The organism is Ferdinandcohnia sp. FSL W7-1320, assembly GCF_038050315.1.
Lineage (GTDB): Bacteria > Bacillota > Bacilli > Bacillales > Bacillaceae_L > Ferdinandcohnia > Ferdinandcohnia aciditolerans.
Map to the genome: position 1 here is coordinate 87,409 of NZ_JBBPAM010000001.1, position 18,858 is coordinate 106,266.

Here is an 18,858-nt window from a genome sequence, read left to right on the forward strand (position 1 = left end):
ACGAATAACAAAGGAGTTTGAGAAATGGACCAAAGCAGAACGAGCAGACCAACACTAACATGTGGTCCTTATCAATTAGACTTTTCGAAAAAAACGATGATTATGGGAATTCTAAATATCACACCTGATTCATTTTCAGATGGTGGCTCCTATATTGACCTAGACGCGGCAATCCGTCACGCCAAAGAAATGGTCGAGAATGGTGCAGATATTATTGATGTTGGTGGTGAATCGACAAGGCCTGGACATGAAAGAATCTCTGATGAAGAAGAGATTGCTAGAGTGGTGCCAGTCATTAAGGCGTTAGTAAAGGAAGTTCACGTACCGATTTCGATTGATACCTATAAGTCTGAGGTAGCGAAGCAGGCAATTGAAGCAGGAGCGCACATTATTAATGATATTTGGGGTGCAAAAGCAGATCCTAAAATGGCAGAAGTGGCAGCAACCTATCAAGTGCCGATAATTCTCATGCATAACCGTGACAATAAAAACTATAAGAGTCTTATTGATGATATGATCGTTGATTTAAAAGAAAGTATTGAGATTGTGAGAGCTGCGGGTGTAAAGGATGAGAAGATTATCTTAGACCCAGGAGTAGGTTTTGCGAAAACCTTTGAAGGGAATATTGAAACGATTCGTCACCTGGACCGGTTTTCTGACCTAGGTTTTCCAATACTATTAGGAACGTCAAGGAAGTCTTTTATTGGAAAAATATTTGATTTGCCACCAAAGGAACGCGATGAAGCAACTGGCGCAACGACTTGCCTTGGTATCCAAAAGGGCTGCGATATTGTCCGTGTACACAATGTGATAGTGAATGCTAGACTTGCTAAAATGATGGATGTCCTTGTTGGTAAAGGAGAATAACAAAAATGGATAAGATCTATGTGAACCAAATGCAATTTTATGGTTATCATGGTGTTTTCACGGAAGAAACAAAGCTAGGCCAACGCTTCTTCGTGGACCTCATGGTAGAAGTGGATGTTAAACAAGCGGGTGAAACGGATAATTTAAATTACTCCGTTCATTATGGGGAGCTTTACAATCTATGTAAGGAGATTGTTGAAGGTAAGCCGTACAAATTGCTTGAGGCAGTAGCTGAAAAAATGACTACCGACATTTTAGCCCATTTTCCATTGGTCTCTAGCTGTACAATAAAAGTAATCAAGCCTGACCCACCAATACCAGGACAGCTTCAGTCAGTAGCGGTAGAGATCACAAGGAGTCGACAATAGTGAGTAATACAGCTTATATCGCCTTAGGTACAAATATAGGTAACCGGGAATCCTATTTACATTCAGCTTTACAAGCGATTCAAGAAAAAGATATCGATATTATCGGTTTTTCTTCAATTTATGAAACAGATCCCGTTGGTTATGAAGATCAAGACCGATTTTTAAATATGGTAATTAAAGTAAATACTGATTTACAACCATTGGATTTGCTAGAAGTTTTGCAGAGTATAGAGCATGAATCTGGTAGGGAAAGGAAAATAAGGTGGGGGCCTCGAACACTCGACCTTGACATTTTGCTGTTTAATCAAGAAAATATTGAAACAGAGCGTCTTATTGTCCCTCATCCCCGAATGACAGAGCGAGCTTTTGTTCTGGTACCATTAGCTGAAATAGACCAGAATTTAGAAATTCCAACAGTAACAAAGCCAATATCCTTACTACTAGACGAATTACAAGACAGAGAAGGTGTGCGTATATGGAAGCGGAGAAATGGGGAAGACGTATTCGTGCTTTTCGAAAATTAAAAGGGTATACCCAAGAGAGTTTGGCAAAAGACCTCGGGGTATCGGTGTCTCTTGTTGGAGAAGTAGAGCGGGGAACGCGAATGCCTAGTAAGATATTTTTACAAGAGGTTGCAGATATATTAAAAGTACCACTTGATGATTTACGTCCAAAAGAGGTTGATTAAATAGTATCAAAAATAGAAGGAGGGAGGGTTACCGTGTTAAAAATAGGCAATATCGAAATGAAGAACCAAGTTGTTCTTGCGCCGATGGCTGGGGTGTGTAACTCTGCGTTCCGTCTAACCGTTAAGGAATTTGGTGCAGGATTAGTTTGTGCAGAAATGGTAAGTGATAAAGCTATTCTCTATAAAAATGCGAGAACAATGGGGATGCTTTATATAGATGAACGTGAAAAGCCACTTAGCCTTCAAATTTTTGGAGGAGAAAAAGAAACATTAGTTGAAGCGGCAAAGTTTGTTGATAGAAACACAACTGCGGATATTATTGATATTAACATGGGATGCCCTGTACCAAAAATTACGAAATGTGATGCAGGGGCAAAGTGGCTATTAGATCCTAATAAGATTTATGAGATGGTTTCAGCGGTAGTTGATGCAGTTGACAAACCGGTTACTGTAAAAATGCGAATGGGCTGGGATGAAGACCATATTTTTGCGATTCAAAATGCTCAAGCGGTAGAACGTGCTGGCGGTCAAGCAGTAGCCGTGCATGGAAGAACTCGTGTTCAAATGTACGAAGGGTTTGCGAACTGGGATATTATTAAACAAGTAAAAGAATCAGTAAATATCCCCGTTATCGGAAATGGTGATGTTAAAACACCACAGGATGCGAGACGTATGCTTGACGAAACAGGATGTGACGGTGTAATGATTGGCCGTGCAGCGCTTGGAAACCCATGGATGATTTATCAAACAGTCAAATATTTAGAAACTGGTGAATTAACTGAAGAGCCAAGTGTAAGGAAAAAAATCGATGTATCAATTCTTCATTTAGATCGTTTAATTAACCTAAAGAATGAAAACGTTGCGGTAAGGGAATTCAGAAAACATGCTGCGTGGTATCTAAAAGGAATCCGCGGAAATGCAATAGTGCGTAATGACGTTAACAATTGCAATACACGAAATGAATTAGTGGCCGTTTTACAAAACTTCGTGGAAGAAGTAGAAAAAAAGCAAGAAAACAATGCTAAGGTTGTTTGACATCAATAGTTCCCTACACTATAATACCCGTAAGCAACCCACTGCCAGTTAATTACTGGCAGTTTTTCTGCTTTACGTTTATATTGGAATAGGACAAGTTATATATTTACGGTTTTTCATAGATGAGTGACAAAATAGGAGTTGATGGAAATGAATCATGAGGAATTAAATGACCAATTGATTGTCAGAAGAGAAAAGCTACATACATTGCGTGAAAAGGGAGTAGACCCTTTCGGAAAGAGATTTGAAAGAACTCACAGCACACGTGAGTTAATCGATTTATATGATGGTTTTACTAAAGAGCAATTAGATGAAAAAGAAATCACTGTTACAATTGCCGGCCGTATCATGACAAAGCGTGGTAAAGGGAAGGCTGGATTTACTCATATCCAAGATCTAACTAGTCAAATCCAGCTATATGTACGTCTAGATGCAGTTGGGGAAGAACAATATGAGATATTTAATATTGCTGACCTAGGAGATATTGTCGGAGTAACGGGTACAGTCTTCAAAACAAAAGTAGGGGAACTTTCTATAAAAGTAACTTCATTTGAGCTTTTATCAAAAGCATTACGTCCTCTACCAGATAAGTTCCATGGACTAAAGGACGTAGAGCAGCGCTATCGTCAACGCTATTTAGACTTAATCATGAGCCCGGAAAGCAAAGAAACGTTTATTACACGCAGTAAAATCATCCGAGCAATGAGACGCTATCTGGACGACCATGGTTATCTGGAAGTTGAAACACCAATGATGCATTCAATCCCAGGTGGAGCATCGGCGAAACCGTTCATTACTCATCATAATGCGTTAGATATCCCATTATATATGCGTATTGCGATTGAGTTACACCTAAAGCGCCTTATTGTTGGTGGTTTAGAAAAAGTATATGAAATCGGTCGTGTTTTCCGAAATGAAGGTGTATCAACTCGCCATAACCCTGAATTCACAATGATTGAGCTTTATGAAGCTTATGCAGACTATAAAGACATCATGAGTTTAACGGAAAACTTAGTCGCTCATATTGCACAAGAGGTATTAGGAACAACGACTGTAACCTATGGTGAATATGAGATTGACTTAAAGCCAGAGTGGAAACGACTCCACATGGTAGATGCCATTAAAGAATATGTAGGCGTAGATTTCTGGAAGGAAATGAGTGTAGAAGAAGCAAGACAGCTTGCTAAGGAACATAATGTTGAAATCAATGACAATATGCAGTACGGTCATATTGTTAATGAATTCTTTGAACAAAAAATTGAAGAGAAACTCATTCAACCAACATTCATTTATGGACATCCAGTAGAGATTTCGCCATTAGCGAAAAAGAATCCTGAAGATCCTAGATTCACAGATCGTTTCGAGCTATTCATTGTTGCTAGAGAACATGCTAATGCTTTCACAGAATTAAATGATCCGATTGATCAACGTCAAAGATTTGAAGCTCAGCTGAAAGAAAGAGAACAAGGAAATGACGAAGCACATATGATGGATGAAGATTTTGTAGAAGCATTAGAATATGGATTACCTCCAACAGGTGGATTAGGAATAGGAATAGATAGACTCGTTATGCTTTTAACTAATTCTCCTTCAATTAGGGATGTATTACTATTCCCACAAATGCGCAATAAATAATATGAGTAATAGAGTGGGTTTCCACTCTATTTTTTTATAGATTTACTCAAAAAACTTTTTTAGTATAATTTTTTTATTAAAAATGCTTGCCTTAATAGTTTAGAGGTGGTATATTATAAATCTGCCGCCGAGATGCGGTGATGAAATAAAAAAAATAAAAAAGTTATTGACTATCAAAATAATAAATGATATTATTATAAAGTTGCTTCAAGAGAGCAACGATAGCGAAACTTACGAAAGTTCTTTGAAAACTGAACACAATACAAGCGTCAACGTTTAATTCTAAAGTAACAAACTATTGAGCAATCAATACTCTTATTGGAGAGTTTGATCCTGGCTCAGGATGAACGCTGGCGGCGTGCCTAATACATGCAAGTCGAGCGAACTTTTGGGAGCTTGCTCCCAAAAGTTAGCGGCGGACGGGTGAGTAACACGTGGGCAACCTGCCTATAAGACTGGGATAACTTCGGGAAACCGGAGCTAATACCGGATAACATATGAGACCACATGGTCTCATATTGAAAGATGGCTTTTAGCTATCACTTATAGATGGGCCCGCGGCGCATTAGCTAGTTGGTGAGGTAATGGCTCACCAAGGCAACGATGCGTAGCCGACCTGAGAGGGTGATCGGCCACACTGGGACTGAGACACGGCCCAGACTCCTACGGGAGGCAGCAGTAGGGAATCTTCCGCAATGGACGAAAGTCTGACGGAGCAACGCCGCGTGAGCGAAGAAGGTCTTCGGATCGTAAAGCTCTGTTGTTAGGGAAGAACAAGTACCGTTCGAATAGGGCGGTACCTTGACGGTACCTAACCAGAAAGCCACGGCTAACTACGTGCCAGCAGCCGCGGTAATACGTAGGTGGCAAGCGTTATCCGGAATTATTGGGCGTAAAGCGCGCGCAGGCGGTCCTTTAAGTCTGATGTGAAAGCCCACGGCTCAACCGTGGAGGGTCATTGGAAACTGGGGGACTTGAGTGCAGAAGAGGAGAGCGGAATTCCACGTGTAGCGGTGAAATGCGTAGAGATGTGGAGGAACACCAGTGGCGAAGGCGGCTCTCTGGTCTGTAACTGACGCTGAGGCGCGAAAGCGTGGGGAGCGAACAGGATTAGATACCCTGGTAGTCCACGCCGTAAACGATGAGTGCTAAGTGTTAGAGGGTTTCCGCCCTTTAGTGCTGCAGCAAACGCATTAAGCACTCCGCCTGGGGAGTACGGTCGCAAGACTGAAACTCAAAGGAATTGACGGGGGCCCGCACAAGCGGTGGAGCATGTGGTTTAATTCGAAGCAACGCGAAGAACCTTACCAGGTCTTGACATCCCGTGACAACTCTAGAGATAGGGCTTTCCCCTTCGGGGGACACGGTGACAGGTGGTGCATGGTTGTCGTCAGCTCGTGTCGTGAGATGTTGGGTTAAGTCCCGCAACGAGCGCAACCCTTGATCTTAGTTGCCAGCATTCAGTTGGGCACTCTAAGGTGACTGCCGGTGACAAACCGGAGGAAGGTGGGGATGACGTCAAATCATCATGCCCCTTATGACCTGGGCTACACACGTGCTACAATGGATGGTACAAAGGGCAGCGAAACCGCGAGGTTAAGCCAATCCCATAAAACCATTCTCAGTTCGGATTGCAGGCTGCAACTCGCCTGCATGAAGCCGGAATCGCTAGTAATCGCGGATCAGCATGCCGCGGTGAATACGTTCCCGGGCCTTGTACACACCGCCCGTCACACCACGAGAGTTTGTAACACCCGAAGTCGGTGGGGTAACCGCAAGGAGCCAGCCGCCTAAGGTGGGACAGATGATTGGGGTGAAGTCGTAACAAGGTAGCCGTATCGGAAGGTGCGGCTGGATCACCTCCTTTCTAAGGAAACTGAAGTTCTACGAACTTCATAAAAAGACGCTTTGTATTGTGGTCAGTTTTGAGAGTGCTTTTTTGTGCTTTCAATATTGCACTTGCGTCTGCTAGGTTAATCGAAGATGATTGATTCCTCAGCGCAAAGCTGCATGAAGATTACTCACTGATGTTTAATCACGATGTGATTGAAGTCGGTAGCTTCGTTCCTTGAAAACTAGATAACGTAACAAAACATTCATTGAAGTAAAGTTCTTTAAAACTTGAAGGCGCACGAGAAGCAAGAAGTTCGAGGCGATGAGTTTTCGAGCAGCGGAGTGCACTTTAGGGTGCATGAGCAGCAGAGAAAGCGAGTCAACGAAGAAATTCGCAGCTTATCGAAGCCGAATAGGTTAAGTTATGAAGGGCGCACGGTGGATGCCTTGGCACTAGGAGCCGATGAAGGACGGTACTAACACCGATATGCTTCGGGGAGCTGTAAGTAAGCATTGATCCGAAGATTTCCGAATGGGGAAACCCACTGCTCGTAATGGGGCAGTATCCTTACCTGAATACATAGGGTAAGAGAAGGTAGACCCGGGGAACTGAAACATCTTAGTACCCGGAGGAAGAGAAAGCAAACGCGATTTCCTGAGTAGCGGCGAGCGAAACGGAAGATAGCCCAAACCAAGAGGCTTGCCTCTTGGGGTTGTAGGACACTCTATACGGAGTTACAAAAGAGCGAAGTAGACGAAGTGACCTGGAAAGGTCCGTCAGAGAAGGTAACAACCCTGTAGTCGAAACTTCGTTCTCTCTTGAGTGGATCCTGAGTACGGCGGGACACGAGAAATCCCGTCGGAAGCTGGGAGGACCATCTCCCAAGGCTAAATACTCCCTAGTGACCGATAGTGAACCAGTACCGTGAGGGAAAGGTGAAAAGCACCCCGGGAGGGGAGTGAAATAGAACCTGAAACCGTGTGCCTACAAGTAGTCAAAGCACATTTATGTGTGATGGCGTGCCTTTTGTAGAATGAACCGGCGAGTTACGATCCCGTGCAAGGTTAAGTTGAAGAGACGGAGCCGCAGCGAAAGCGAGTCTGAATAGGGCGAAATAGTACGTGGTCGTAGACCCGAAACCAGGTGATCTACCCATGTCCAGGGTGAAGTTCAGGTAACACTGAATGGAGGCCCGAACCCACGCACGTTGAAAAGTGCGGGGATGAGGTGTGGGTAGCGGAGAAATTCCAATCGAACTTGGAGATAGCTGGTTCTCTCCGAAATAGCTTTAGGGCTAGCCTCGAGTATAGAGTCTTGGAGGTAGAGCACTGATTGGACTAGGGGCCCTCATCGGGTTACCGAATTCAGTCAAACTCCGAATGCCAAAGACTTGATTCTCGGGAGTCAGACTGCGAGTGATAAGATCCGTAGTCAAGAGGGAAACAGCCCAGACCACCAGCTAAGGTCCCAAAGTATACGTTAAGTGGAAAAGGATGTGGAGTTGCTTAGACAACCAGGATGTTGGCTTAGAAGCAGCCACCATTTAAAGAGTGCGTAATAGCTCACTGGTCGAGTGACTCTGCGCCGAAAATGTACCGGGGCTAAACGTATCACCGAAGCTGTGGATTGTTCTTACGAACAATGGTAGGAGAGCGTTCTAAGTGCCGTGAAGTCAGACCGTGAGGACTGGTGGAGCGCTTAGAAGTGAGAATGCCGGTATGAGTAGCGAAAGATGGGTGAGAATCCCATCCACCGAATGCCTAAGGTTTCCTGAGGAAGGCTCGTCCGCTCAGGGTTAGTCGGGACCTAAGCCGAGGCTGAAAAGCGTAGGCGATGGACAACAGGTTGATATTCCTGTACCACCTCTTTACCGTTTGAGCGATGGAGGGACGCAGGAGGATAGGGTAAGCGCACTGTTGGATATGTGCGTCCAAGCAGTTAGACTGGTAAGTAGGCAAATCCGCTTACCGTAAGGTTGAGCTGTGATGGCGAGGGAAATATAGTACCGAAGTTCCTGATTCCACACTGCCAAGAAAAGCTTCTAGCGAGGTAAATGGTGCCCGTACCGCAAACCGACACAGGTAGGCGAGGAGAGAATCCTAAGGTGATCGAGAGAACTCTCGTTAAGGAACTCGGCAAAATGACCCCGTAACTTCGGGAGAAGGGGTGCTTTTTAGGGTGCATAGCCCTGAAGAGCCGCAGTGAATAGGCCCAGGCGACTGTTTAGCAAAAACACAGGTCTCTGCGAAGCCGCAAGGCGAAGTATAGGGGCTGACACCTGCCCGGTGCTGGAAGGTTAAGAGGAGGGGTTAGCGCAAGCGAAGCTCTGAATCGAAGCCCCAGTAAACGGCGGCCGTAACTATAACGGTCCTAAGGTAGCGAAATTCCTTGTCAGGTAAGTTCTGACCCGCACGAAAGGTGTAACGATCTGGGCACTGTCTCAACGAGAGACTCGGTGAAATTATAGTACCTGTGAAGATGCAGGTTACCCGCGACAGGACGGAAAGACCCCGTGGAGCTTTACTGCAGCCTGATATTGAATTTTGGTACAGCTTGTACAGGATAGGTAGGAGCCTTGGAAGCCGGAGCGCCAGCTTCGGTGGAGGCATCGGTGGGATACTACCCTGGCTGTATTGAAATTCTAACCCGAAGGCCTTATCGGCCTTGGAGACAGTGTCAGGTGGGCAGTTTGACTGGGGCGGTCGCCTCCTAAAAAGTAACGGAGGCGCCCAAAGGTTCCCTCAGAATGGTTGGAAATCATTCGTAGAGTGTAAAGGCACAAGGGAGCTTGACTGCGAGACCTACAAGTCGAGCAGGGACGAAAGTCGGGCTTAGTGATCCGGTGGTTCCGCATGGAAGGGCCATCGCTCAACGGATAAAAGCTACCCCGGGGATAACAGGCTTATCTCCCCCAAGAGTCCACATCGACGGGGAGGTTTGGCACCTCGATGTCGGCTCATCGCATCCTGGGGCTGTAGTCGGTCCCAAGGGTTGGGCTGTTCGCCCATTAAAGCGGTACGCGAGCTGGGTTCAGAACGTCGTGAGACAGTTCGGTCCCTATCCGTCGTGGGCGTAGGAAATTTGAGAGGAGCTGTCCTTAGTACGAGAGGACCGGGATGGACACACCGCTGGTGTACCAGTTGTTCTGCCAAGGGCATAGCTGGGTAGCTATGTGTGGAAGGGATAAGTGCTGAAAGCATCTAAGCATGAAGCCCCCCTCAAGATGAGATTTCCCATAGTGTTAAACTAGTAAGATCCCTCGAAGATGACGAGGTTGATAGGTCAGAGGTGGAAGCATGGTGACATGTGCAGCTGACTGATACTAATCGATCGAGGACTTAACCAAAATACTTCGAAGATGAATGTAAGTACGTTATCTAGTTTTGAAGGAATGAATTTCCTCTTGATTTATCTCGAAAAGAGATTATAATAGGAAATGTTCTTTTAATAGTCTAGTGACGATGGCGAGAAGGTCACACCCGTTCCCATGCCGAACACGGAAGTTAAGCTTCTCAGCGCCGATGGTAGTTGGGGCATTGCCCCTGTGAGAGTAGGACGTCGCTAGGCTAGAAATTGGAGGATTAGCTCAGCTGGGAGAGCACCTGCCTTACAAGCAGGGGGTCGGCGGTTCGATCCCGTCATCCTCCACCATTTTCAAATTGTACAAATTTTATTATGTACGAGCCATTAGCTCAGTTGGTAGAGCATCTGACTTTTAATCAGAGGGTCGAAGGTTCGAGTCCTTCATGGCTCACCATTTAAATTAAATATGCGGGTGTGGCGGAATTGGCAGACGCGCTAGACTTAGGATCTAGTGTCTTTGACGTGGGGGTTCGAGTCCCTTCACCCGCATTATGCGGAAGTAGTTCAGTGGTAGAACACCACCTTGCCAAGGTGGGGGTCGCGGGTTCGAATCCCGTCTTCCGCTCCATGGCATTACTTGCCGGGGTGGCGGAACTGGCAGACGCACAGGACTTAAAATCCTGCGGTAGGTGACTACCGTACCGGTTCGATTCCGGTCCTCGGCACCACTTTAATAAATTATGCGCCCGTAGCTCAATTGGATAGAGCGTCTGACTACGGATCAGAAGGCTATGGGTTCGACTCCTTTCGGGCGCGCCATAACGGGAAGTAGCTCAGCTTGGTAGAGCACTTGGTTTGGGACCAAGGGGTCGCAGGTTCGAATCCTGTCTTCCCGACCATTATAAATCACGGGGCCTTAGCTCAGCTGGGAGAGCGCCTGCTTTGCACGCAGGAGGTCAGCGGTTCGATCCCGCTAGGCTCCACCAAAGTTCTTTGAAAACTGAACACAATACAAGCGTCAACGTTTAATTCTAAAGTAACAAACTATTGAGCAATCAATACTCTTATTGGAGAGTTTGATCCTGGCTCAGGATGAACGCTGGCGGCGTGCCTAATACATGCAAGTCGAGCGAACTTTTGGGAGCTTGCTCCCAAAAGTTAGCGGCGGACGGGTGAGTAACACGTGGGCAACCTGCCTATAAGACTGGGATAACTTCGGGAAACCGGAGCTAATACCGGATAACATATGAGACCACATGGTCTCATATTGAAAGATGGCTTTTAGCTATCACTTATAGATGGGCCCGCGGCGCATTAGCTAGTTGGTGAGGTAATGGCTCACCAAGGCGACGATGCGTAGCCGACCTGAGAGGGTGATCGGCCACACTGGGACTGAGACACGGCCCAGACTCCTACGGGAGGCAGCAGTAGGGAATCTTCCGCAATGGACGAAAGTCTGACGGAGCAACGCCGCGTGAGCGAAGAAGGTCTTCGGATCGTAAAGCTCTGTTGTTAGGGAAGAACAAGTACCGTTCGAATAGGGCGGTACCTTGACGGTACCTAACCAGAAAGCCACGGCTAACTACGTGCCAGCAGCCGCGGTAATACGTAGGTGGCAAGCGTTATCCGGAATTATTGGGCGTAAAGCGCGCGCAGGCGGTCCTTTAAGTCTGATGTGAAAGCCCACGGCTCAACCGTGGAGGGTCATTGGAAACTGGGGGACTTGAGTGCAGAAGAGGAGAGCGGAATTCCACGTGTAGCGGTGAAATGCGTAGAGATGTGGAGGAACACCAGTGGCGAAGGCGGCTCTCTGGTCTGTAACTGACGCTGAGGCGCGAAAGCGTGGGGAGCGAACAGGATTAGATACCCTGGTAGTCCACGCCGTAAACGATGAGTGCTAAGTGTTAGAGGGTTTCCGCCCTTTAGTGCTGCAGCAAACGCATTAAGCACTCCGCCTGGGGAGTACGGTCGCAAGACTGAAACTCAAAGGAATTGACGGGGGCCCGCACAAGCGGTGGAGCATGTGGTTTAATTCGAAGCAACGCGAAGAACCTTACCAGGTCTTGACATCCTTATGCCATCTCTAGAGATAGAGCTTTCCCTTCGGGGACATAAGTGACAGGTGGTGCATGGTTGTCGTCAGCTCGTGTCGTGAGATGTTGGGTTAAGTCCCGCAACGAGCGCAACCCTTGATCTTAGTTGCCAGCATTCAGTTGGGCACTCTAAGGTGACTGCCGGTGACAAACCGGAGGAAGGTGGGGATGACGTCAAATCATCATGCCCCTTATGACCTGGGCTACACACGTGCTACAATGGATGGTACAAAGGGCAGCGAAACCGCGAGGTTAAGCCAATCCCATAAAACCATTCTCAGTTCGGATTGCAGGCTGCAACTCGCCTGCATGAAGCCGGAATCGCTAGTAATCGCGGATCAGCATGCCGCGGTGAATACGTTCCCGGGCCTTGTACACACCGCCCGTCACACCACGAGAGTTTGTAACACCCGAAGTCGGTGGGGTAACCGCAAGGAGCCAGCCGCCTAAGGTGGGACAGATGATTGGGGTGAAGTCGTAACAAGGTAGCCGTATCGGAAGGTGCGGCTGGATCACCTCCTTTCTAAGGAAACTGAAGTTCTACGAACTTCATAAAAAGACGTTTTGTATTGTGGTCAGTTTTGAGAGTGCTTTTTTGTGCTTTCAATATTGCACTTGCGTCTGCTAGGTTAATCGAAGATGATTGATTCCTCAGCGCAAAGCTGCATGAAGATTACTCACTGATGTTTAATCACGATGTGATTGAAGTCGGTAGCTTCGTTCCTTGAAAACTAGATAACGTAACAAAACATTCATTGAAGTAGTAAAAGTTCTTATAACTTTAGGCGCATGAGAAGCGAGAAGTTCAAGGCGATGAGTTTTCAAGCAGCGGAGGAAGCGAGTCAACGAAGAAATTCGCAGCTTATCGAGGCCGAAATAGGTTAAGTTATGAAGGGCGCACGGTGGATGCCTTGGCACTAGGAGCCGATGAAGGACGGTACTAACACCGATATGCTTCGGGGAGCTGTAAGTAAGCATTGATCCGAAGATTTCCGAATGGGGAAACCCACTGCTCGTAATGGGGCAGTATCCTTACCTGAATACATAGGGTAAGAGAAGGTAGACCCGGGGAACTGAAACATCTTAGTACCCGGAGGAAGAGAAAGCAAACGCGATTTCCTGAGTAGCGGCGAGCGAAACGGAAGATAGCCCAAACCAAGAGGCTTGCCTCTTGGGGTTGTAGGACACTCTATACGGAGTTACAAAAGAGCGAAGTAGACGAAGCGACCTGGAAAGGTCCGTCAGAGAAGGTAACAACCCTGTAGTCGAAACTTCGTTCTCTCTTGAGTGGATCCTGAGTACGGCGGGACACGAGAAATCCCGTCGGAAGCTGGGAGGACCATCTCCCAAGGCTAAATACTCCCTAGTGACCGATAGTGAACCAGTACCGTGAGGGAAAGGTGAAAAGCACCCCGGGAGGGGAGTGAAATAGAACCTGAAACCGTGTGCCTACAAGTAGTCAAAGCACATTTATGTGTGATGGCGTGCCTTTTGTAGAATGAACCGGCGAGTTACGATCCCGTGCAAGGTTAAGTTGAAGAGACGGAGCCGCAGCGAAAGCGAGTCTGAATAGGGCGAAATAGTACGTGGTCGTAGACCCGAAACCAGGTGATCTACCCATGTCCAGGGTGAAGTTCAGGTAACACTGAATGGAGGCCCGAACCCACGCACGTTGAAAAGTGCGGGGATGAGGTGTGGGTAGCGGAGAAATTCCAATCGAACTTGGAGATAGCTGGTTCTCTCCGAAATAGCTTTAGGGCTAGCCTCGAGTATAGAGTCTTGGAGGTAGAGCACTGATTGGACTAGGGGCCCTCATCGGGTTACCGAATTCAGTCAAACTCCGAATGCCAAAGACTTGATTCTCGGGAGTCAGACTGCGAGTGATAAGATCCGTAGTCAAGAGGGAAACAGCCCAGACCACCAGCTAAGGTCCCAAAGTATACGTTAAGTGGAAAAGGATGTGGAGTTGCTTAGACAACCAGGATGTTGGCTTAGAAGCAGCCACCATTTAAAGAGTGCGTAATAGCTCACTGGTCGAGTGACTCTGCGCCGAAAATGTACCGGGGCTAAACGTATCACCGAAGCTGTGGATTGTTCTTACGAACAATGGTAGGAGAGCGTTCTAAGTGCCGTGAAGTCAGACCGTGAGGACTGGTGGAGCGCTTAGAAGTGAGAATGCCGGTATGAGTAGCGAAAGATGGGTGAGAATCCCATCCACCGAATGCCTAAGGTTTCCTGAGGAAGGCTCGTCCGCTCAGGGTTAGTCGGGACCTAAGCCGAGGCTGAAAAGCGTAGGCGATGGACAACAGGTTGATATTCCTGTACCACCTCTTTACCGTTTGAGCGATGGAGGGACGCAGGAGGATAGGGTAAGCGCACTGTTGGATATGTGCGTCCAAGCAGTTAGACTGGTAAGTAGGCAAATCCGCTTACCGTAAGGTTGAGCTGTGATGGCGAGGGAAATATAGTACCGAAGTTCCTGATTCCACACTGCCAAGAAAAGCTTCTAGCGAGGTAAATGGTGCCCGTACCGCAAACCGACACAGGTAGGCGAGGAGAGAATCCTAAGGTGATCGAGAGAACTCTCGTTAAGGAACTCGGCAAAATGACCCCGTAACTTCGGGAGAAGGGGTGCTTTTTAGGGTGCATAGCCCTGAAGAGCCGCAGTGAATAGGCCCAGGCGACTGTTTAGCAAAAACACAGGTCTCTGCGAAGCCGCAAGGCGAAGTATAGGGGCTGACACCTGCCCGGTGCTGGAAGGTTAAGAGGAGGGGTTAGCGCAAGCGAAGCTCTGAATCGAAGCCCCAGTAAACGGCGGCCGTAACTATAACGGTCCTAAGGTAGCGAAATTCCTTGTCAGGTAAGTTCTGACCCGCACGAAAGGTGTAACGATCTGGGCACTGTCTCAACGAGAGACTCGGTGAAATTATAGTACCTGTGAAGATGCAGGTTACCCGCGACAGGACGGAAAGACCCCGTGGAGCTTTACTGCAGCCTGATATTGAATTTTGGTACAGCTTGTACAGGATAGGTAGGAGCCTTGGAAGCCGGAGCGCCAGCTTCGGTGGAGGCATCGGTGGGATACTACCCTGGCTGTATTGAAATTCTAACCCGAAGGCCTTATCGGCCTTGGAGACAGTGTCAGGTGGGCAGTTTGACTGGGGCGGTCGCCTCCTAAAAAGTAACGGAGGCGCCCAAAGGTTCCCTCAGAATGGTTGGAAATCATTCGTAGAGTGTAAAGGCACAAGGGAGCTTGACTGCGAGACCTACAAGTCGAGCAGGGACGAAAGTCGGGCTTAGTGATCCGGTGGTTCCGCATGGAAGGGCCATCGCTCAACGGATAAAAGCTACCCCGGGGATAACAGGCTTATCTCCCCCAAGAGTCCACATCGACGGGGAGGTTTGGCACCTCGATGTCGGCTCATCGCATCCTGGGGCTGTAGTCGGTCCCAAGGGTTGGGCTGTTCGCCCATTAAAGCGGTACGCGAGCTGGGTTCAGAACGTCGTGAGACAGTTCGGTCCCTATCCGTCGTGGGCGTAGGAAATTTGAGAGGAGCTGTCCTTAGTACGAGAGGACCGGGATGGACACACCGCTGGTGTACCAGTTGTTCTGCCAAGGGCATAGCTGGGTAGCTATGTGTGGAAGGGATAAGTGCTGAAAGCATCTAAGCATGAAGCCCCCCTCAAGATGAGATTTCCCATAGTGTTAAACTAGTAAGATCCCTCGAAGATGACGAGGTTGATAGGTCAGAGGTGGAAGCATGGTGACATGTGCAGCTGACTGATACTAATCGATCGAGGACTTAACCAAAATACTTTGAAGATGAATGCACGTACGTTATCTAGTTTTGAAGGAATGAATCCTTCAACATAGTCTAGTGGCGATAGCGAAGAGGTCACACCCGTTCCCATACCGAACACGGAAGTTAAGCTCTTCAGCGCCGATGGTAGTTGGGGCATTGCCCCTGTGAGAGTAGGACGTCGCTAGGCAATTAAAAGATCAACCGTTATGGTTGGTCTTTTTTTATTTTTCAAAACCGAGAGGTTTTGTGGTGTAAAAGAAGTTTTTACGGAAATAAGGCTATCAATTAGAATAAGTCGGATTTCGAGGAGCAAAGAGTTCAAGGAAGCAAGGGAACGACAACCGGAATGTACTATGTACATGAGGATTGGAGTGAGCGCAGCTGACGCAGAAATCTGCCGCTCATCGGAAGCCGACCACCGAACACGGAAGTTAAGCTCATGCGCCGATGGTAGTTGGGACTTTGTCCCTGTGAGAGTAGGACGTCGCTAGGCAATTAAGAGATCAACCGTTATGGTTGGTCTTTTTTTGTGCATAGAAAAATAGTAAAGAAACCGGTACATTAATGGTATATCGCAAACGGCCTAAACGGTATATCAACATATCGAGAAACAACAAATAGTATAACGAAAATGGCTTAATCGGTATATTGCCATATCGCAAAACGATAAGTGCTATACCGCAAATGGCTTATTCGGTATATCGCCATATTGAGAAACGATAATTGTTATACCGCAAACGGCCTAAACGATACATCACCAGGTCGCAAAACGATAAATGGTATATCGCAATCAGCATATAAACGATACACCAACAGTACGGATGAGCCTCTTTTGATTTACTTTAAACATACTATACCAATATATCTCACAGAATCCCCATAACCGCCCGTTTTCAATCTTACCCCCCATAAACCATGTTAAATTTTACATACTAATGAATATCAATAATTTATATCAGTTTGTTTATGATAAAAATGTCATAGTTATAAGTATTAATTACTATTCTAAAAAAATGGGTCCTAAGAAATCATAATTTAATTGATGAATCGTATAATTATAAAACACTAAATTTTTTCTTGTTTAAAAAAGGGGATTTAGGTTGCCTATCGAATACCTATACCTAATAAAAGGTTTTTGCATATACATAAAAAGGGAGGATGTAACATGATTGATTTTATTGCATCGTTCCAAACAGAAGAATTTTTAACGATGTCGATACGGATTTTTTTAGCCGCGTTATTATGCGGGTTAGTCGGCTTGGAAAGAGAGGTACATAAGCACCCTGCTGGGTTTCGTACCCATTTGCTAGTTGGGGTCGGCTCCTGTTTAATGATGTTAATGTCAATTTACGGGTTCCAGCCTTATTTAGAAATGAGTACAAACGTACGTTTTGATCCAGCCCGGATTCCTTCCTATGTGATAAGTGGTATTGGATTTTTGGGTGCCGGTACTATTCTTGTAAGGGATGCAACGGTTCGGGGGTTAACAACTGCTGCCTCCATTTGGGTGGTTGCCGGTCTTGGGTTAATTATCGGATTAGGCATGTATGCTCCTGCCATATTAACAACAATCGTTGTTTTACTGAGTCTAATTTTCCTTAATCGATTTGAGGAATTCTTCTTTAAATCCAGAAAAAGAAAAGTTGTTCATATCATTATCAATGAAGATATTTCATCATTTTCTGCAATCTTACAACTATTTAAAGATAATGGTTACCGGGTAAGGGATTTTAACATTAAGTACTCGAAGGATAAAATTAATAATAATTGCCAGTACACGATTGATGTTGAGGTCGGAAGTAAAAACGAACGTTTGCGATTGTATGAAGAATTGTCAAAACAAGAAATGGTGCAAAAAATTTTCTGATTTGGTGTTTAGAGGGGTACTAAATTTGGAAAGTATAGGATAGTAAATGCCTTGAAAATGATTGCCTAAATAATTTTGACGTTCGATTTGAAAAGCGAAACAGTTGAAAAATTAGTGCGGTCATTTTATATTATAGTTATAGTCAAATATAGTCAAAGTCAAGGTGAGGTGTGGTCATAATGAGGAATATATCTGATATCATCGAACAATATCTTAAAAGTGTTCTTGATACAAGTGATCGAGCTATTGTTGAAATAAAAAGAAGTGAGATTGCCGATAAATTTGAATGTGTCCCATCTCAAATTAACTATGTAATAAATACACGATTTACTTTAGAGAGAGGCTATTTAGTTGAAAGTAAACGAGGTGGTGGGGGTTATATTCGTATTATGAAGGTAAAAACGAATAATGATTCTCAGTTGATTAATCAACTCGTTCGCCTTATAGACAAACGGATTTCTCAAACGAGTGCAGAAGATGTCATTTTGCGTTTAATTGAGGAGGAAGTAATCTCGAAAAGAGAGGCGAAGATCATGCTAAGTGTAATTGATCGTTCCGTCTTGTTTATTGAGCTTCCTCATCGGGATGAGTTGAGAGCACGCATGCTAAAGGCAATGCTAACATCCCTCATGTATAGATAATAAGTTAAAGCCACCGGCGAATGCCACGATTTCTTAAAGGTAATTTTTCGAGCATAGGATTAAAGACTAAGAACGCCACATCCTGTGGCAACGTCTTTGTGACCCACTTCATGTGGGCCTAAAAAAATCGGGCACAAATACGCCAAGGCGCATTTGATTAAGTAGGAAGGTGCTTACCATGATATGCCAAGAATGCAATCAACGTCCTGCCACATTACATTTTACAAAGATTATTAACGGTGAAAAGACAGAGGTTCATATATGTGAACATTGTGCTCAAGAAAAAAGTGAGATGTTTATGTTTCCAGGCACATCTGGCTTTTCAATAGATAACTTATTAGCAGGACTTCTACAATTTGAACCACTTGCAGGTTCAAAGCAAAATGCTTTTCAACAAAATGAGATTTTACAATGTAGTAACTGTAAAATGACTTTTCAACAATTTGCAAAGGTAGGTCGGTTTGGCTGCTCGCATTGCTATCCAACCTTTGAAAAACAACTTACCCCAATCTTAAAACGTCTGCATAGTGGTAATACACATCATACAGGGAAAATACCAAAACGAATCGGAGGCTCCTTCCATATCCGGAAAGAGATTGAACAATTAAAGCATAAGATGCAGGAGTATATTTCCCTAGAGGAATTTGAAAAGGCTGCAGAAGTTCGTGACCACGTAAGGGCTTTAGAGAAAAAGCTAGGTGGTTACAAAGAGGGGGAGGTATAA

General features: G+C 45.8%; 9 protein-coding genes, 8 tRNA genes and 6 rRNA genes. All 23 read left to right on the forward strand.

Going from position 1 to position 18,858, the window contains the following annotated elements:
• The first annotated feature begins 24 nt into the window (after positions 1-24).
• The 23 genes from folP (at position 25) to mcsA (ending at position 18,858) form a co-directional block, all read left to right on the forward strand.
• Complete coding sequence (gene folP / locus NST91_RS00425) at positions 25-867, forward strand: dihydropteroate synthase (RefSeq protein WP_341329595.1); 843 nt, start codon at positions 25-27, stop codon at positions 865-867.
• Positions 868-872: 5 nt separating this feature from the next.
• The gene (gene folB / locus NST91_RS00430; RefSeq protein ID WP_341329596.1) at positions 873-1,235 is read left to right on the forward strand and encodes a dihydroneopterin aldolase; all 363 of its coding nucleotides are present in this window, start codon (positions 873-875) and stop codon (positions 1,233-1,235) included.
• The gene (gene folK / locus NST91_RS00435) at positions 1,235-1,759 is read left to right on the forward strand and encodes a 2-amino-4-hydroxy-6-hydroxymethyldihydropteridine diphosphokinase (protein WP_341329597.1); all 525 of its coding nucleotides are present in this window, start codon (positions 1,235-1,237) and stop codon (positions 1,757-1,759) included. The genes folB and folK overlap by 1 nt, the downstream gene beginning before the upstream one ends.
• Positions 1,711-1,923, forward strand: coding sequence for a helix-turn-helix domain-containing protein (locus NST91_RS00440; protein WP_099353492.1), 213 nt, complete (start codon positions 1,711-1,713; stop codon positions 1,921-1,923). The genes folK and NST91_RS00440 overlap by 49 nt, the downstream gene beginning before the upstream one ends.
• Before the next feature lie 33 nt (positions 1,924-1,956).
• A complete protein-coding gene (gene dusB, locus NST91_RS00445; RefSeq protein ID WP_341329598.1) occupies positions 1,957-2,958 on the forward strand; it encodes a tRNA dihydrouridine synthase DusB in 1,002 nt (333 codons plus the stop codon).
• A gap of 144 nt (positions 2,959-3,102) precedes the next feature.
• On the forward strand, positions 3,103-4,593 hold the full coding sequence (lysS, locus tag NST91_RS00450) for a lysine--tRNA ligase (protein ID WP_341329599.1): 1,491 nt from the start codon (positions 3,103-3,105) through the stop codon (positions 4,591-4,593).
• A gap of 315 nt (positions 4,594-4,908) precedes the next feature.
• Positions 4,909-6,460, forward strand: a 16S ribosomal RNA gene (locus NST91_RS00455).
• 381 nt (positions 6,461-6,841) lie between these two features.
• Positions 6,842-9,773 (forward strand): 23S ribosomal RNA (locus NST91_RS00460).
• A gap of 105 nt (positions 9,774-9,878) precedes the next feature.
• Positions 9,879-9,994, forward strand: a 5S ribosomal RNA gene (rrf, locus tag NST91_RS00465).
• Positions 9,995-10,002: 8 nt separating this feature from the next.
• A tRNA-Val gene (locus tag NST91_RS00470) sits at positions 10,003-10,078 on the forward strand.
• Positions 10,079-10,108: 30 nt separating this feature from the next.
• Positions 10,109-10,184: transfer RNA gene (locus tag NST91_RS00475), tRNA-Lys, on the forward strand.
• Positions 10,185-10,198: 14 nt separating this feature from the next.
• Positions 10,199-10,279, forward strand: a tRNA-Leu gene (locus NST91_RS00480).
• Between the two features lie 4 nt (positions 10,280-10,283).
• Positions 10,284-10,358, forward strand: a tRNA-Gly gene (locus NST91_RS00485).
• A gap of 11 nt (positions 10,359-10,369) precedes the next feature.
• A tRNA-Leu gene (locus NST91_RS00490) sits at positions 10,370-10,458 on the forward strand.
• Positions 10,459-10,472: 14 nt separating this feature from the next.
• A tRNA-Arg gene (locus tag NST91_RS00495) sits at positions 10,473-10,549 on the forward strand.
• A gap of 3 nt (positions 10,550-10,552) precedes the next feature.
• Positions 10,553-10,629: transfer RNA gene (locus NST91_RS00500), tRNA-Pro, on the forward strand.
• 11 nt (positions 10,630-10,640) lie between these two features.
• Positions 10,641-10,716 (forward strand) — tRNA-Ala (locus NST91_RS00505).
• A 78-nt stretch (positions 10,717-10,794) separates the two neighbouring features.
• Positions 10,795-12,346 (forward strand): 16S ribosomal RNA (locus tag NST91_RS00510).
• Positions 12,347-12,702: 356 nt separating this feature from the next.
• Positions 12,703-15,634, forward strand: a 23S ribosomal RNA gene (locus NST91_RS00515).
• A gap of 63 nt (positions 15,635-15,697) precedes the next feature.
• Positions 15,698-15,813: ribosomal RNA gene (gene rrf / locus NST91_RS00520) — 5S ribosomal RNA — on the forward strand.
• The 16S, 23S and 5S rRNA genes sit together here with 8 tRNA genes alongside, the layout of an rRNA operon.
• A gap of 978 nt (positions 15,814-16,791) precedes the next feature.
• Positions 16,792-17,493: an MgtC/SapB family protein gene (locus NST91_RS00525; protein ID WP_341329600.1), complete on the forward strand. Its 702-nt coding sequence runs from the start codon at positions 16,792-16,794 to the stop codon at positions 17,491-17,493.
• A gap of 179 nt (positions 17,494-17,672) precedes the next feature.
• Entirely contained in the window at positions 17,673-18,134 is a 462-nt protein-coding gene (locus NST91_RS00530) for a CtsR family transcriptional regulator (RefSeq protein WP_121448823.1), read from the forward strand.
• A gap of 178 nt (positions 18,135-18,312) precedes the next feature.
• Positions 18,313-18,858: a protein-arginine kinase activator protein McsA gene (mcsA, locus tag NST91_RS00535; RefSeq protein ID WP_341329601.1), complete on the forward strand. Its 546-nt coding sequence runs from the start codon at positions 18,313-18,315 to the stop codon at positions 18,856-18,858.